Annotated in this window: 12 protein-coding genes and 2 pseudogenes; 7 read left to right on the forward strand and 7 right to left on the reverse strand. The window is 54.0% G+C overall.

The annotated features are described in order from the left end of the window. Positions 1-135: 135 nt before the first annotated feature. From tnpC to C8J33_RS25835, 3 genes are all read right to left on the reverse strand, one after another. A complete protein-coding gene (gene tnpC / locus C8J33_RS25825; RefSeq protein ID WP_132665840.1) occupies positions 136-1,755 on the reverse strand; it encodes an IS66 family transposase in 1,620 nt (539 codons plus the stop codon). 75 nt (positions 1,756-1,830) lie between these two features. Continuing rightward, positions 1,831-2,175, reverse strand: a complete 345-nt coding sequence (tnpB, locus tag C8J33_RS25830) for an IS66 family insertion sequence element accessory protein TnpB (protein ID WP_110808505.1) — start codon at positions 2,173-2,175, stop codon at positions 1,831-1,833. Further along, positions 2,172-2,558 (reverse strand): transposase, encoded by a 387-nt coding sequence (locus C8J33_RS25835; protein WP_132665841.1) that lies wholly within the window; start codon positions 2,556-2,558, stop codon positions 2,172-2,174. Before C8J33_RS25835 ends, tnpB (C8J33_RS25830) begins: the two co-directional genes overlap by 4 nt. A 331-nt stretch (positions 2,559-2,889) precedes the next feature. Here C8J33_RS25835 and C8J33_RS27720 point away from each other — a divergent pair. Further along, positions 2,890-3,957, forward strand: a pseudogene (locus C8J33_RS27720) (allophanate hydrolase-related protein); the annotation flags it as partial. 163 nt (positions 3,958-4,120) lie between these two features. Here the strand turns inward: C8J33_RS27720 and C8J33_RS25845 are convergent. The 3 genes from C8J33_RS25845 to C8J33_RS25855 form a co-directional block, all read right to left on the reverse strand. Further along, complete coding sequence (locus C8J33_RS25845) at positions 4,121-5,068, reverse strand: NAD-dependent epimerase/dehydratase family protein (protein WP_132665842.1); 948 nt, start codon at positions 5,066-5,068, stop codon at positions 4,121-4,123. 90 nt (positions 5,069-5,158) lie between these two features. Further along, positions 5,159-7,669, reverse strand: a complete 2,511-nt coding sequence (locus tag C8J33_RS25850) for a glycosyltransferase (protein ID WP_132665843.1) — start codon at positions 7,667-7,669, stop codon at positions 5,159-5,161. 22 nt (positions 7,670-7,691) lie between these two features. After that, the gene (locus C8J33_RS25855; RefSeq protein ID WP_165929902.1) at positions 7,692-9,134 is read right to left on the reverse strand and encodes a glycosyltransferase family A protein; all 1,443 of its coding nucleotides are present in this window, start codon (positions 9,132-9,134) and stop codon (positions 7,692-7,694) included. Positions 9,135-10,139: 1,005 nt separating this feature from the next. On the opposite strand from C8J33_RS25855, the gene C8J33_RS25860 reads away from it, so the two are divergent. Genes C8J33_RS25860 through C8J33_RS25875 form a run of 4 tightly spaced genes read left to right on the forward strand, consistent with a single transcriptional unit; the run spans position 10,140 to position 14,113 of the window. Continuing rightward, the gene (locus C8J33_RS25860) at positions 10,140-11,147 is read left to right on the forward strand and encodes an STELLO glycosyltransferase family protein (protein WP_132665845.1); all 1,008 of its coding nucleotides are present in this window, start codon (positions 10,140-10,142) and stop codon (positions 11,145-11,147) included. A gap of 13 nt (positions 11,148-11,160) precedes the next feature. After that, complete coding sequence (locus C8J33_RS25865) at positions 11,161-12,075, forward strand: GDP-L-fucose synthase family protein (protein ID WP_132665846.1); 915 nt, start codon at positions 11,161-11,163, stop codon at positions 12,073-12,075. Positions 12,076-12,089: 14 nt separating this feature from the next. After that, positions 12,090-13,133, forward strand: coding sequence for a GDP-mannose 4,6-dehydratase (gene gmd / locus C8J33_RS25870; protein WP_132665847.1), 1,044 nt, complete (start codon positions 12,090-12,092; stop codon positions 13,131-13,133). An 8-nt stretch (positions 13,134-13,141) separates the two neighbouring features. Next, a complete protein-coding gene (locus C8J33_RS25875) occupies positions 13,142-14,113 on the forward strand; it encodes a hypothetical protein (protein WP_132665848.1) in 972 nt (323 codons plus the stop codon). 764 nt (positions 14,114-14,877) lie between these two features. Here C8J33_RS25875 and C8J33_RS25880 read toward each other — a convergent pair. Next, positions 14,878-15,003: pseudogene (locus C8J33_RS25880) on the reverse strand (transposase domain-containing protein); the annotation flags it as partial. 80 nt (positions 15,004-15,083) lie between these two features. On the opposite strand from C8J33_RS25880, the gene C8J33_RS28015 reads away from it, so the two are divergent. After that, positions 15,084-15,377: a transposase gene (locus C8J33_RS28015; RefSeq protein ID WP_132665849.1), complete on the forward strand. Its 294-nt coding sequence runs from the start codon at positions 15,084-15,086 to the stop codon at positions 15,375-15,377. A 113-nt stretch (positions 15,378-15,490) separates the two neighbouring features. Next, positions 15,491-15,757, forward strand: a complete 267-nt coding sequence (gene tnpB, locus C8J33_RS28020; protein WP_422039152.1) for an IS66 family insertion sequence element accessory protein TnpB — start codon at positions 15,491-15,493, stop codon at positions 15,755-15,757. The last annotated feature ends 60 nt before the right edge of the window (positions 15,758-15,817 follow it).

The following is a 15,817-nucleotide window of genomic DNA, read 5'->3' on the forward strand; positions in this document are numbered from 1 at the left end:
TTGATCTGGAATTAATGTCAGCACTAATGCTGGTTCTAATGCCAGAACATCGCCTGATTTGGCCGATCAGAGAAATCTGCTCGCCGGACGCTTACTCCGGGTACGAGATCACTGCTGGTGAACTTATGTAAGCGGTCAGCCGATCACGTCTGATTTGAAGTTCCAAGGCATGAGCGCCTCGATCTCTGATACTGGCCAGCCCTGAGCGATGCGGACCAAGGTCTGGGAGAGCCAGTAGAGCGGATCGACGCCATTCATTTTGGCTGTCTGCAAGAGAGTGGCGACCGTTGCCCAAGTGCGTCCACCACCCTCACTGCCGGCAAATAGACTGTTTTTTCTCGTGATCGTTTGCGGCCTGATGGCACGTTCCACAATATTTGAGTCGATCTCGACCCGCCCGTCAGTCAGAAAGCGTTCCAGCGCCTCGCGCCGGGTGAGTGCGTAGCGGATCGCCTCGGCGGTCTTGGACTTGCCAGAGACCTTGCCCAGTTCCTTTTCCCAAAGATCAAAGAGGCCGGAGACGATGGTTGCAGATTTTTCCTGACGCAGTGTGGAGCGGCTGTCGGCATCCCGACCGCGGGCCTCATCCTCGATCTGCCACAACTCGGTCATCGCGATGATCGTATCCGTTGCAGCCTTCGAGACACCGCTGATGTGAAGGTCGTAAAACTTGCGGCGAAGATGCGCCCAACACCCTGCGAGCTGGATCGTTTCATTGCTGCCGGCTTTGGCACGCGTCTTGGCCAGACTGGTATAGGCCGAGTATCCGTCAACTTGCAGGATGCCGCTGAACCCGGAGAGATGCCGCGCCGCGCAATCAGCGCCCCTACTATCCTCAAAACGATAGGCAACCATCGGCGGGCTGGTTCCGCCATAGGGTCTATCATCGCGAGCATAAGCCCAAAGCCATGCTTTCGTCGTTTTCCCCGAACCGGGCGCAAGCGTGGGCAAGGTCGTCTCGTCGGCGAAGACCCTTTCTCCCTCCTTGACGCGCTCGAGGATATAATCGGCGCAAATCTGAAGTTCGAAGCCCAGATGCCCCATCCACTGGGCCATCACCGATCGGCTGATCTCGACACCGTCGCGTAGATAGATTGCTTCCTGCCGGTAAAGCGGAAGGCCGTCGGCGTATTTGGAGACGGCGATATAGGCGAGCAGCCGCTCCGTCGGCAGGCCGCTTTCGATGATGTGCGCCGGTGCCAAAGCCTGGAGCACACCATCGTGGCCGCGGAAGGCGTATTTGGGGCGGCGCGTCACGATGACCCGGAACTTCGGCGGCACGACATCCAGCCGTTCGGAGCGATCCTCACCGATCAGGACCTTTTCCAGTCCCTTGCAGCCGGCCGGGATCTCCGGTTCGATCACCTCCTCGATGCGTTCGAGATGAACGGCAAAACCCTTGCGCGGACGTGGTGCTCGTTTCGGCTTGTCTTTAGCCGCGTGATCAAGCTCGCTCTGGATTGCCGAAAGGCCGGTCTCGACTTCCTCGAAGGCAAAGGACACCTGTTCGTCATTGACGCCAAGGCGCAGCCGCTCGGAACGGGTGCCATGTTGTGTGCGCTGCAGAACCGTCAGGATCGATGTGAGATTGGTGATCCGCTCGTTGGCGCTCTTCTCGACGGTTTCCAGGCGGGCGATCTCAGCTTCGGCGGCGACAAGCCGGGCCTCCTTGACGGCTTGTTCGCGGGCCAGCGCAAGAACCATCGCTTTCAGCGCGTCAACGTCGTCCGGCAGGTCGTGAAGGGGCAAATCCATGGGAAGGATTAGAGCACAAAAACAGCCGTTTTCCCAACCATTACAGCGGCATGATTCATCTTGCCGCAGGCGCTGTCAGCCCGTCAACAGGGGCCGCCTGACCTTGGTCGGGCGGATCTTTTTCCAATCCATTCCGGCCAGCAATGCCATAAGCTGAGAATGGTCCAGACGTATCCGTGCCGCCGATATGCCCGGCCAGCAGAAGCCTTGATCTTCCAAGGTTTTCGAATAGAGGCAAACACCACTGCCATCCCACCAGACTATACGAATACGATCGGCCCGTTTCGACCGGAAGACGTAAAGCGCGCCATTGAAAGGATCGAGACCGCCATCCCTCACCAGCGCCATCAAGGAGGCGGCTCCCTTGCGGAAGTCGATCGGCTGGCACGACACATAAACCACCACACCCGACGCGATCATGCCTTGCGAACCGCCTGCAGAACCTTCACCAGGTGATCAGGGTCAAAATCGTCGCTGAGGCGCACCATGATATCGCCGATGACGATTTCCACCGCAGAGCTGCTGACAGTTTCAACGCGGGCGAACTTGATCTCATTGCCCGTTCTCTCCGTCAGGGGCGCAACAACTCCCGATGCCAGTGCGTTGCGACGCCACCCGTAAAGCTGCGAGGGATCCAAGCCTTCAGACCGGGCAACCGCCGAGACATTGGCCCAAGGCTGCAGCGTCGCGGCGACGATCCGCGCCTTTTCGTCATCCGACCAATCCCGCGGCTTGCGCCGACGTCGGACTGGTTCTGCCGTCAAAACCTCAAAGGATCGAGGCTGATTCACACTATCATTCATAGGACTCTCCGCATGACTCATGCAGAAAATCGCCGATCAGCAGTCCGAATGATACGTGGGGTGCACTACGCGCTTACGAAGCACGGAGCGGCTCTCCGGCGGCGGTTCGCCAAGGCCGTCCTCCCGGCAGCGGCAAGCTGGCGCCATTCGAGGGGTTCCTGATCGCCGAGGTCGAGGCCGAACCCGACATCACCATGCCTGAACTGGCAGGTCGCCTGATGGCCCGTCATGGCATGGGTGCAGCGCCGGCGGTCCTGTCGCGGCTGCTGTGCCGACACGGCTTCACATATAAAAAAAGCCCTGTTGGCCTCGGAATGCGCACGCGCTGATATTGCCGAGGATCGTCGCGTCTGGCGTGCCAGCCGCCAGCCTCGCATGCGTCAACAGCCCGGCCGCTTTTGTGTTCATCGACGAAACGTCGGTCAACACCAAGATGACGCGCTGCCACACGCTGGCGGACATCCCGTTCGTACCCTTCTATGACGTGGCGAACCTTCTCTACGAAGGCGCATGGGTCGCCGAGCGCTATGCCGCAGTCAAGCCATTCTTCGATACGCGGGAAGACGCGTTTCATCCCGTCACGCGCAAGATCTATGGCGGCGCAAGATCCCTGTCGGCTGCCGACGCCTTCAACGGCCTCTATTCGCTTCAGGCGCTAAAAAAGACGCTCGCTCCCGTCATCGCCTCCGTTGATCTGATCTGCGTTCCGACCGCCCCGCGCCATTTTACGGTCTCCGAGCTTGAGGCCGAGCCGATCCGCGAAAATTCGCGGCTGGGGACCTATACGAACTTCATCAACCTGCTCGACATGTGCGGCATCGCGGTGCCTACGGGCACCCGGCATGACGGCCTTCCCGCGAGTGTCACCCTGCTCGCCACCGTCGGCAAGGACGGTCTCGTCGCAACGCTCGCGTAGACGCTCCATGCCGCAAGCGGCCTGACGCTCGGCGCGACCGGCAGGCGGCAGCCCGCAACCGTCGATGAAAAACCCGAGATGCCCGACGGCGACCTGATCGACCTCGTCGTCGTCGGCGCGCATCTCTCCGGCATGCCGCTCAACCACCAGCTCGTCGATCTCGACGGGCAATTCTCCCGCACCGCCCGCACCACCGCCGATTACCGGCTCTACGCTCTTGCCGGCACGGTACCGCCGAAGCCGGGCATGATCCGCGTTGCCGAGGGAGAGGGCGTGGCGATCGAGGTCGAGATCTGGCGTCTGACGCCCGCAGCCTTCGGCCGCTTCGTCGCCGCCATTCCCGCCCCACTCGGCATTGGCACAATCGTCCTTGCCGACGGCACATCCGCCAAGGGCTTCCTCTGCGAGCAGGTCGCGATCGGAGCCGGCGCTGCGGATATCAGTGCCTATGGAGGATGGCGAGCCTACTGCGCAAAGGGATGATAGCTCTCTTTGCGCAAACACATTTCTTCGAGTGTCATACCAATCGGCTGCCAGATCCGCCGCTAGTTGCCTATCCGCCTTCACGCCTGGCAAGAATGCAGAGAAAACTCAGAACCGGCGGGACCGGGCCAGATCGAACCTGCTCCCGCGTAGCAGCCGATTGTCATCCTCCTTTATCGAGACGTTTTGTACCACCTCTGACATATTCTACCGTCGCCTTAAGGCCATCTTCGATATTGACGAGGGGACGCCAACCCGTTTCTGATAATATCAGCTGTGTATCCAGAAGGCTGACGGGAACGTCCACCGCCCGGGGAGGAAGCCGGTTGATTTGAAGACTACCCCCTCCCAAGCAGCGATCGATCATCTTAACGATGGCGTTGATGCTCACCCCGACGCCGCTGCCGACGTTGAAAGCGGGCACATTGCCATCGTATTTCAAGCATTCATGAAAAGCGTTTGCCACGTCAGTGATATAGACAAAATCACGGATATGTTCGCCGTCCCCGAATATGTTAAACGGCTCACCCGACATCGCAGAATTCAGCGCATAGGCTATGACACCTTGACCTCCAGCCGTCTTCTGACCCGGACCAAAAGGGTTAGCAATTCTCAATGAAACACATTTTATGCCGTATAATTTCTGAAACAGCTCCATATAGTGCTCGATCGTCAATTTACCGAGTCCATATATTCCTTCCGGTCTGGGCTGATAGTTTTCGTTCGTTGGGACCTGTGAGGCTTTTCCGTAAATCGTGCCCCCGGATGACGCGAAAATAAAGCGATTCACCGACTGCATTCTGCAAGCCTCGAGGGCAACCAAAGCCAATGCTGGCCCCGATGTGAAGTCAATGTACGGTTCTGCGTCGGCCCGTGCTGGAGAAGCTCCGCTTGCTAAACAAATCACCGCAGACTGTGCGTGGCAAGCACGGGCAACAGCTTTCAGATCAGCAGCATCGGCTTGAATCCAGTCCAAATCGATATTGCCTAGACTCTCCGGTTTTGGAGATCTGCTCAGCCCCGTAAGACGGTACCCTAGCTCGCTCAACCGCGCACAAACAGCCTTCCCGAGAAATCCACCTGCACCAATTACCAAAACGCGTTCTGTCATGAATACTCTTTTGTTAGCTACAACGGGCCCCGTAGCATGTTCTCGGTCATCAGGAGCTTCGATCGTTTAATTACCCGCAATAGAATAAAGTTAAAACGCCCGTATATTTGAGTATATCTCAATTGCGCTGCTGATCGCAGCCCGGTATTTTCTACCGATGAATTCCCCTGAAAAATCTTCGCGAACCCGGGCCGCCGCCTCTTTTGCGTTCAGTCTGTCCTCACCAATATTGTCAATGACAGAGACAAGTCGCTCGTAGATCTCATGAGCCGCGGCATCAACCGGCAGAGCTTCGGAACCTTGATAATCCCGAATAACTCGTCCGATATCGCCAACATCAGTCGATACAACGCTTACGCCCACGCTCATGGCTTCCAGCATAGCGAGGGGCACGCCTTCGTATTCAGATGTGATAAGAAGTACGTCGACAGCGATATAAAATTCTTCCAATAATGGGATATTTTCGATGCGCGTTATATTCGCAAGTTGATCGCGTGCAATCCGCTCATCGAGCAGCTCGGACAAATGTCCCTGCCCCACCATAACGAACTGAATGTTACTCCCGTTTTGTTGCGCTATTTTAGCGACATCGACAAATATCTGAGGTCGTTTCTGGTCCGCCAACCGGCCTACATAAGCAACCACTGGTCGATCGGAATCGAGACCGAAACGTTCGAGAGACCGCTCCCTGCTGATGTGAGGAAGGTTTTTCTCGATCCGAGCAGAATCGATCGGATGGTAGATAAGCCGTATCTTTTCGCTCGGGACATTCAATCGGCTTGTGAACGCATCTTCGATGCGGGAATTAACCGCAATAAACGAGTCGGAAGCCAGCACACCCGGATGGTCGAACCATTCGATCCATCCAAACTTGTCATCGTAGCATTGGTGATCGATGATAGCACAGTCCTTGAAAAGGCGTCTGATGCGAGCAGAGTGCTTCATCTGCCACATGCTGCCGTTTGTGATCAGGAGTGCCTTTGGCTGATATAGCGCCTTCAGCCAAGCCAGAGCCGAAAGCCTCGAGGTTTCATGGCAGGATTCCGCGAGATCAAAAACAGACTCGCATTGCTCCAGCACACGCGACAACCAACTACCCTGCGCTTCAAGAATAACTTCCGTGCAAACAACAACGTACGCGAATTCGTCCTTTGTTTGGCGCATGATTTCAATCAGTACGTTTTCTGCTCCACCCACCGCAAGCACGCTCGGCAGAACAAAAACAACTGGGCGAGTATCGTCTTCGCTCAAACCTGCCAGTCTCGATGGCGACACACGCTGCCCATAATCAAACGTCCTGTGCGTCAAATCCATCCCGGCATCCGGATCTTTTGAAACGATCACGTCCTGACCAGATTGCCTGATCACGGCGTTACGAAAAACGCTCGATAACGATACGCTGTCGCCCGTCGGCTGACGTGGCAAGCGTATTATTCTGCCTAACATCGGCGAGCTGTAATCGCCGCTCAGGATGCGCGCAGCAGACGCACGCTTGATGAACGAGATATCGCGCATATTGGGGGTACTGAAAATCGTATGATTCAGATTCGAAGCCAGCATAAAGAAGTCGTAGCCTCCCATCGCCGAGGCGAGAAACAGGTTACGAAGTTCGTTGTTGCTGACGATACTCACTGAGCTGGTCGGGGAGTAGATAAAATCGATGCTCTCGTCGACTTCTGCCAGACTAGACACCATTTTACTTCCGGGAAACAAGGTCAGGAAGCGAGCGATTTCCGTGCTCTTCGGATAATCGCTGACCACCAATGCTATACGAGCATCATCTGACAGATAGCGGTTGCCCGACAGGGCGACATTGACCTCGGAGGCACAGCGATGACGCTGCACGAAGGTCAAAAATTCATTCGTCTCGATGATACTCGCGAACATTTTGCGAGCCTCGTCCTTAACCCTATGTGTGCTCTCAGAGATCGTATTTCCACTGTGGATACGGTAGTTGCACCACATCGTGGGACTGTAAACAACGTTCCCGGTGAGCGTTGCACGTATGATAAAGTCCCAGTCGTGAATATATCTGTATGCCCGGAAACCATCCAACTTTTCAAAAAATTCTTTTTTTATCACAAGGTTGCTTGTCGTTGCAATAAAGTTCTGATTGAGAAGAGCTAGAAAATACTCGTTGTTTGAGGCGATCTTCTCAGGCGTCCATCCAACCGGCAAGCTATATTCTACGTCGTAAAAAGCGGATTTTTTTCCTAGCTCCCTATTGTCTGAATCTACAATCGCGCAATTTCCGAATACAACATCCGCGTTTGTGGCTTTCGCGAACTGGGCAAAATTCCGAAACCTGCCCGATGAGAAGCTGTCATCAGAGTTCAATATTGCAATCCACTCGTTCCGCGCTTCGCGGCACAACTGATTTATGCGATGGTGCGCTCCGATATTTTTTGGCGGATTGTCCGTCAAATTGCGTATCTTGCCAGGAAACGCGCTGGCGTAACTTTCGATTATGTCACGCGTCCTATCACTAGAGCCATCATCGGCTATCAATACCTCAGTAATCAACGGATCCGTTAGGCAAGACCGTATCGCATCGCCGATATAGTTCTGGTGATTGTAAGCTGGAATTACGACAGATATCATATAACTAACCTCATGTGCTCAATCAAATAAAACCGAAGCCCGGAACATTTCCGATCGCCTCAGATTCAATTGATCGACCCATTCTCGTACGGAAATCTTCTAAGAGATGCCGATACGCTGTCGTTTGCGCAGAGGGATTTTCCGTCTGCAACATCAAATAACCGTCCATGTAAGCCAGTTGGAAAATAGCGTTCAAGAAGTCAGCATGCCAGTTCTGACTGCCAAGCCCGTAATGCTTATCTATTATTATTGCCCAAGACTTGAGCCCCTCCACGACTGTCGAGTAGTGCTGCGCTAGCAACAAAGCTTCGCTGCCACTGCGGGGTGCACTTAAAATATCGGCGAGCGCCGGCCCAAGCAGCGCATTTTTTAACTCGGGGTGTATTTTGAACAGAACGTCCATCATGTGACCGCAGGAAACTTGCCGTTTCAAGAATCCCGCGACATCGTAATGGTGGTGATGTTCTACCACCGCGCTCGGCGTGTAGAATACACCAAAGTCCGGATAACGCTTGCTCATCCGGTAGGCAAATTCGCCGTCCTCGAAACCGTATAAGGTGAATTTGTCGGAAAACCCTTCAGACATCCAGTCGTCCACCATGGACGTCTTAACGGAGGCGTTAGCTGTATAAAAGCACCAGGGAGAATATTTCTGCCACGGCTTCATGAACCGGTAGCCGAACTGCTGCTGTCCTTCACCTTGGATTAGGCTCATTGTGAAGTTAGGCAGTGAGAATCTGTCGTCGGGCCAGATCACCTTACCTAGAACAGCATGACCGGGACTGTTGTCGATCTGATGAGCTTTGAAGTGCGCTTGAAACAGATGCTTGTTAACGGCGCGCGTGTCGTCACCGAGAAACACCACCAGGTCACCACGGGCCATCGTTGCTCCGGTGTTCCGCGCCATCCCGGGCCCTCTATTGCCCGTTTTCTCATACTTGAGCTTTGGAAATCTCTTCTGGAGCAACATCAAAACATCGCTCGTTTCGTCTACTGACCCGTCATCAACAACAATCAATTCGATTGGGTGGTTTCCAACAACACCCAGCAGATTTTCAGCCGTTTCTTGAATCAGTCCGGCCCGATTAAAGGTGGGAATAACAATCGACATCAGCACTTCCGAGCTGACGAACGACTGAACATTGTGTGGAACCTGTTCTTTTAACAATTGTTGCTCGATGACGAAGTCGATAGGCTCGCCGAGCTCTACGTTATCTGCGCTATACTTCACGCAGATGGAATGCATCTCCCCGTCATGGAAATGAGGGGGGATTTCGTATTCAAACGCACACTCCGGGAGGCCAGCAGCTGCGAGATCCATCCGGAATCCATTTGCGAGGACTTCGGATGACCTGATGCCGTCGATTTCGACAGCAACGACGAAGGGATCAGCATTATCGTCCGTGATCCAGCCGTGCAGGACTCCGTTAACTAGCCCGTCAACATTTCCTCGAACGTTCTGCATTAAGTCCTCGCTAATATCTCTGCTGCTCGTAACCAGCGCGCTGGTGAACTCTCTACCAAATGAAGATGCCCAATAGCAATCGGGGCAGCTGATTGCTCTGTCACCCCCGCATATCATACGAGTTTCCATGGTGCGAGTTCTTCGACTTACGGAGCTCAATCGATTCTGAGCGATCCCACTCGGTTCTCCACTCCTCTGCTGTGTTACCGGACGATATGGTTCCGTTGAAACATCCCCGCAGGTTGTGTGTAAGGCCCGTCTGGGATTACACTAGTGCTCGTGTCTTCCATGCGAAGACCGTTATGAAGACCGATGCCTCGCGCAAGCGTTTGGCATTCTCGATGGTCGCTCGAGCGTCTTTCCCATATTCTGACTCGTGCATCGCCTCGCGGACTGGACCCGTATGCGTTTCTGAAGACGGAGAAAGCCAATGTCTGCTGCAAAACTTGCCATGGAACCGGCGATCCCATGACGGGCAGATTTGACGCTGATGATCTTCGTCGTCTGCATTGCCGAGGCGAGCATCCAGCTCAGACGCGTCCATTTCTGGCGCCTGCCCTGGTCTATGTCGGAGGCGCGCACTCAGATGCAGCGCGGCTGGCCTACGTCATGCGGCAAATCGTGGGTGAAGGGGTAACCTGTTCGATGCGATCACCCTGACCCATTGGTCGGGACAATCCACACCGCCAGAGTAGGAAGCAAGCTCAGAGCGACAGGCACGCCCAAACCACACAGATAGTCATGACGGTCTGCCACAAGACCGGCCACGCCAGGGCAATGCTCGGGGAAATCGAACAGACGCACCGTCTGATGACAAGCGAATTATTCTCTGGCGAATGAACGTCCGTCAGGCACGTGACGAGACATTTTCACGCCGCTTTGGATGTGGCAAAAGAATTCCAAGAAGATTGCAACTCGCTATCCGCGTCTCTTCGGCGGCTAGATTTGGGTAGTTCGATATGCGATAAGCGCTGGCAACTTCGCTGGTTGAACTAAGGGCTCAATATGAAAAGCAAAATCTCTGTCGTGGTAACATCCATCAACCCGCCGACGAAAGCGCTCAAGGACATTGCGACAGATGGGCGGGATTTTTATTCGAAGTTCATCGTGATTGGCGACACCAAGAGTCCTGCCGACTTTTCGTTGGACGGTTGCGATTACTATTCCGTTGATGAGCAAACAGCTCTCACGCATAAACTAGCGAGCATTGCCCCAACGAAACATTACGCTCGGAAAAACATTGGCTACCTCGAGGCTATCGCTCAGGGAGCTGAAATAATCGTCGAAACTGACGATGACAACATACCCCTTCCGGAGTTTTGGGCGCCTCGTGAGCGCAAATTCAACTCGGCGCTGGCCACCGGCGGAAGATGGTACAACGCTTACAATTATTTTTCCGACGGACCCATCTGGCCGCGCGGTCTCCCGCTTGAGGATGTAAAGGCAGCGAGACAAACCAACTTCACCCTTACTGATGGAGCAGTCGATAGTCCCATTCAGCAGGGATTGGCAGATGACGATCCCGATGTAGATGCAGTATATCGCTTCCTGTTCGAGCTTCCGGTTAAATTCGACAAGGATAAAAGAGTAGCGCTCGAAAAGGGCGTTTGGTGCCCCTTCAACAGCCAGAACACGACATGGTGGCGCGATGCGTTTCCGTTAATGTACTTGCCGTTCAACTGCTCTTGGCGTGTATGCGATATCTGGAGAAGCTTGATTGCACAACGTATCGGATGGGAATGTGGATGGAAAATGTCGTTCCATAGTGCATCGGTATACCAAGACCGAAATGCACATGATCTCCTGCGAGATTTTGCAGAGGAAGTACCCGGTTATTTGAACAATAATATTATTGTGAATAAGCTACTCGCTTTGACTCTTCTCCCAGGCAAGGAGAATTTGTTAGAGAACCTGCGCCGATGCTATCTCATGCTTATCGAGGAAGGACTTGTGGGTCGAGACGAACAAGCTCTCCTCGACGCTTGGTCGCATGACATTGCTTCTCTGACTTGATGGTTCGGCTATCATGACGGTTGCACTTGTCACAGGCGCGTCGGGAATGCTCGGATCGGCGCTCGTTCAGAAACTCAAGCGTTTGGAAACGTATGACGTCATTTCGGTGACGCGGGCTGACGTTGATTTGCTCAAAGCTGAAGACGTAAGGGCGTTTTTCGAGGACGTTAAGCCGCAGATCGTGTTCCACTGCGCAGCCAAGGTCGCCGGCTTAGGGGGTAACAGTGCCTTCCCAGCCGAGTTTTTTGATGAGAATATCCTCATAAACACGCACGTTGTTCAGGCGTCCAGGTTAGCCGGGGCTAGCAAGTTTGTGGCTGTTTCTACGGCTGCTATATATTCCGATACCGCCCCGCTACCTATGAAAGAGTCCGATATATGGGAAGGTCCACCTCATAGCTCGGAAATTGCATATGGGGTTGCAAAGCGAGCGATGCTGACACAGCTTCAATCGTACAAGACGCAGTATGGGCTAGATTACGGTTATGCGGTACTAACAAATTTGTACGGCCCAAAGGATACGTTCAACAAAAACTACGGCCATGTCGTTCCTTCACTCATGTACAAATTTAGAGAAGCAATCAGTTGTACTGGAAATATAGAGGTCTGGGGGGACGGAACGCCACAGAGGGACTTTCTCCATGTGGACGATGCTGCGGAGGCGCTTATTCACGTAGGTGAACGTGGTTATGGCGCGTTTAACGTCGCCAGCGGATCGACCGTTACGATTCGTGAGCTTGTCGAAACGTTAGCCGACATCGTTGGATTCGACGGCGAGATCATATGGAATCGAGATAAGCCGAACGGTCAACTGTTACGGCAATATGATCTGTCCTCCATCCAATCCTTGGGATTCACGCCTCAGGTTTCGCTCTCGAAGGGACTGAAAAGCACCTGGGATTGGTACATTAACGGAAATAATGAGTAAAGGAATCAACTCGTATGAAGAAAGCCATGATAACGGGCGTTACAGGGCAGGATGGCGCGTACTTGACGTCGTTATTGCTGTCCAAGGGTTACGAAGTACACGGGATCAAGCGTCGGTCATCGTCATTCAATACTGCCCGAATTGATCACATGTACGTGGACCCTCACTCTGCCTCGGCACAGTTGGTCCTCCATTATGGTGACCTGACTGACTCGGCCAACCTTATTCGGCTGGTCCAGCAGATCCAACCTGACGAAATTTACAACCTAGCGGCTCAAAGCCATGTACATGTTAGCTTCGAAACGCCCGAATATACCGCGAATTCCGATGCGATTGGTACTTTGAGGCTTCTTGAAGCCATCCGAATACTTAAGCTTGAAGAGAAAACGAAGTTCTATCAGGCTTCAACGTCCGAGTTGTATGGTAAGGTTCAGGCGGTGCCGCAAAGCGAGACAACGCCATTCTACCCTCGCAGTCCCTACGCTGCTGCAAAATTGTACGCTTACTGGATAACCGTCAATTATCGCGAGTCCTATGGAATTTTCGCTTCGAACGGAATTCTCTTTAATCACGAGTCTCCGCTTCGTGGTGAGACGTTCGTCACGCGCAAGATCACAAGGGCTGTCGCGGCGTTTGCTCACGGACGGCAAAGTTGCCTGTTTCTCGGTAACTTAGATGCTCAGCGCGATTGGGGTCATGCGCGAGACTATGTCGACGGAATGTATCGCATCATGCAGCACAGCGAAGCGTCCGATTTCGTGCTCGCTACCGGCGAGATGCATACTGTCCGCGAATTCGTCGAGTTGGCATTCGGCCACATAGGGATCTCGCTCGAATGGCGCGGCGAAGGATTAGACGAAGTCGGCGTGCGCACTGATAATGGAGACATTGTCGTGCGGCTGGACCCGCAGTATATTCGACCTGCAGAAGTCGATCTGCTTCTCGGCGACCCTTCGAAAGCAAAGAGAGAATTAGGCTGGACGCATACCACAAACTTTACTGATCTTGTCAGGGAGATGATGGAAGCGGACCTCAACGACGTTATGCCGAAAGTCTAGATCGAAAAATGGTTAATTATCTCGTAGTAGAATGTATCGGTGGCTTGACTAACCGTCTAATGGCTCTGACGTCGGGAATGAGGTTAGCAAGCTACTACAACCTGGGTTTCAAGGTGTGCTGGGAAGCAGCTACAGAGTGTGGCGCCGAGTTTTCGGAGCTATTTGACAACGACTTTGAGCTGGTAGCGGCTTCGGAGCGGGAAAACTACGCCAACGGCGCTAGTATTGGTTTCGGAAGCGCGGGCTGGAACAAGGACCCTGTACTGCCAAAGCCCACTGAAGGCGAAAACTTCTGGTTAACAACACATGGCATAATCACCCATTCCAACGAGGCCAGAAACAGAAGCTTCTTTCCAGATTCAGGCGTTATTTTTGACGTCGGGCGTTATATGCGAATACTGCGCCCGTCTACTCTGGTACTCGAATCGGCAAACCGGGTGAAATTTACCCCTCAAAACACGGCTACACTACATATACGTCGGCCCTACAGCCGAGCTGTAAAGATCTCGGACGGTGCCCATGCCAATGAACAGAGGCTGTATGGCTCTATAACGGACGACTATTTCTGCGGCATTATCGAAAAAATGCTCGCTGCTGATGAGGAATTGAATGTCCTCCTTTGCACCAATTCCGGCGATACCCAAGACTGCATCAAGTCCCGCTTTGCTGATAAAGTTATAGCGTACGGTAAATCGTCGGATGCGTTAGACACAAGTCAGTCATCGTCTGCGAGAGATGCACTTGTCGATTTGATTCTGATGTCCCGTACATTCGGTATTGTTCGGCAAGTCGATACGCATTTCGGCCTTTACGCTAGCCTTACTAACTTGACACCCAATTTGGTGATTATCAGACAGGAAGAAGGAGAAGCTGAACTCGGTTTCCTTCGATACGGAGAAAACCAAGCTGTTGAGTTCGACCGCTCTCCTAAATCATTGGAGCGGTTCTGCGACAAAGAGACGAACTTGCTTCGCTACTGATCGAGATGTTGAAGTAGAGTGCAAATGCGTAGGGTCGCCGTTGACGAAATTCATGTATCACTTGATTCAGGATCTTTGGCAACGGCGGCTAGCACGTCCACTTTATTCGGGGTCATATCCGCATGATCTGAAATAGTCTTGGCATTCCTGCGGCACGAACGGTGTCACGATTTGGCCTCATGCATTTTCTCTAATGCATTGCTTGCAACTCGAACCGAGCAGCGAAGCGGTCAGCAGTTTCGCGGGCGTTCGGCATAGCCGATGTCGCGGCCGGCAATGCGCGTTGCAGACGTGAATGGTGTGCCGGGTCTCGGGTATGAGGGAATCATGGGCCAGCGTTCCGTCTCCGAGAACCGCCTGGGCGCGGATACAGGGGCGGCAGGGATGAAGGTCGCTGAGTTGCAACGCCGGACAATATCGCTGGCAGAGCGCCAGATAGCGCTGCTTGTTCAGCGAGTTCCACATCTCCGACTGGCCCGATCGAGGATTCTTACGTATGAGACGGTAGTCCTCCGTTCTTAACGGGACTCCGCAGTAGGATTCACGCGCCATTTTCAGTTTCTGGGCGGGTGTGATGCCGCCGATGCCCATATTGGGCCGTTCGTTGTTGGTGAGCGGCCGGCGAATTCATTTTGAGGTTTACGAGGCGCGGCTTAGGCTTGCAGCTTAGCGCATCTGCCATGACAGGCTCGATCATCTGGGCATCACGCCGTCTAGTATCGGTCTTTCGCCGGCGCCCACTGCCAGGGTAGCAAGTCCGCAAGTCAATTCTTGGGGTGATCCTGGATCCGGGTCAGGACGTCTGTGAGATAGGCCTCCGGATTGTGGCCATGGAGTTTGGCAGTCTCGATAATGGTCAGGATGTTGGCGATGCGCTCACCGTAAGCGTCCGGTGAGCCGGTTTTGGTCGTGTGCATAGTTGGCGCAAGTTACGTCACAGATGATTCATTTGTGACGTAACAGGGTATGAATGGCCAAGGTTGAGATCCTGACGGGTACGGAGCGACAGCGGCGGTGGTCGACAGAACAGAAGCTTTCGATATTGCGCGAAGCATTCAGCGCGGATGGCAACGTTTCGGACGTGGCACGTCGGCACGACGTTCTTCCGCAGCAGCTTTACGCCTGGCGAAGGAAACTCTTGCCACCCGAATTGAAGCCTTCAGAGACCGTATCGTTCGTCCCGGTGTCGCTTGTCGGGGGCTCTGAGAGCTTTAAGTCACGGCTCCAAGAGGAGCGGCGCTCGGTCTCGATGGAAAGACGTTGAAATTGTGTTGAGGAATGGCCGCTTGCTGAGAATTGCAGCGGACATGGATCTCGAGGTGCTATCGTCGCTGGTCGCTTGCGTGGAGGCGGCATGATCGGGCCTTCCGGGGGAACGTGCGGGTCTATCTGGCCTGCGGAGTGACGGATATGCGGCGCGGCATTGATGGTCTGTCGACGCTGGTTGAGACGGGGATCAAGGAGGCGCCGGGTTCCGGCGCAGGACGCTTCGCGAGAATCTCGGTCTCGGCAGTGCCCGCAGATCGACCCCAAGACTTGTCCAGGGACGGCAGGCCGCCGAGTAGAGTGCTTGGCGCCTTCTCCAGTCGCAGAGAGGATCGTGTCTCATGGAGTGGTGTAGCTGGATTTCATAGCCATCGGTGATTTCCGGTAGGGTCGGGTTGCTTAGAACCAACCTGAAGGACTCCACCGATGACCGACGAC

It is taken from the genome of Rhizobium sp. PP-CC-3G-465 (genome assembly GCF_004343445.1).
GTDB lineage: Bacteria > Pseudomonadota > Alphaproteobacteria > Rhizobiales > Rhizobiaceae > Ferranicluibacter > Ferranicluibacter rubi.

Excerpts from the sequence above, each read along its gene's own strand:
- tnpC (WP_132665840.1), bottom strand. The coding sequence starts at position 1,755 with ATGGATTTGCCCCTTCACGACCTGCCGGACGACGTTGACGCGCTGAAA.
- tnpB (WP_110808505.1), bottom strand. The coding sequence starts at position 2,175 with ATGATCGCGTCGGGTGTGGTGGTTTATGTGTCGTGCCAGCCGATCGAC.
- C8J33_RS25835 (WP_132665841.1), bottom strand. The coding sequence starts at position 2,558 with ATGAATGATAGTGTGAATCAGCCTCGATCCTTTGAGGTTTTGACGGCA.
- C8J33_RS25845 (WP_132665842.1), bottom strand. The coding sequence starts at position 5,068 with ATGACAGAACGCGTTTTGGTAATTGGTGCAGGTGGATTTCTCGGGAAG.
- C8J33_RS25850 (WP_132665843.1), bottom strand. The coding sequence starts at position 7,669 with ATGATATCTGTCGTAATTCCAGCTTACAATCACCAGAACTATATCGGC.
- C8J33_RS25855 (WP_165929902.1), bottom strand. The coding sequence starts at position 9,134 with ATGCAGAACGTTCGAGGAAATGTTGACGGGCTAGTTAACGGAGTCCTG.
- C8J33_RS25860 (WP_132665845.1), top strand. The coding sequence starts at position 10,140 with ATGAAAAGCAAAATCTCTGTCGTGGTAACATCCATCAACCCGCCGACG.
- C8J33_RS25865 (WP_132665846.1), top strand. The coding sequence starts at position 11,161 with ATGACGGTTGCACTTGTCACAGGCGCGTCGGGAATGCTCGGATCGGCG.
- gmd (WP_132665847.1), top strand. The coding sequence starts at position 12,090 with ATGAAGAAAGCCATGATAACGGGCGTTACAGGGCAGGATGGCGCGTAC.
- C8J33_RS25875 (WP_132665848.1), top strand. The coding sequence starts at position 13,142 with ATGGTTAATTATCTCGTAGTAGAATGTATCGGTGGCTTGACTAACCGT.
- C8J33_RS28015 (WP_132665849.1), top strand. The coding sequence starts at position 15,084 with ATGGCCAAGGTTGAGATCCTGACGGGTACGGAGCGACAGCGGCGGTGG.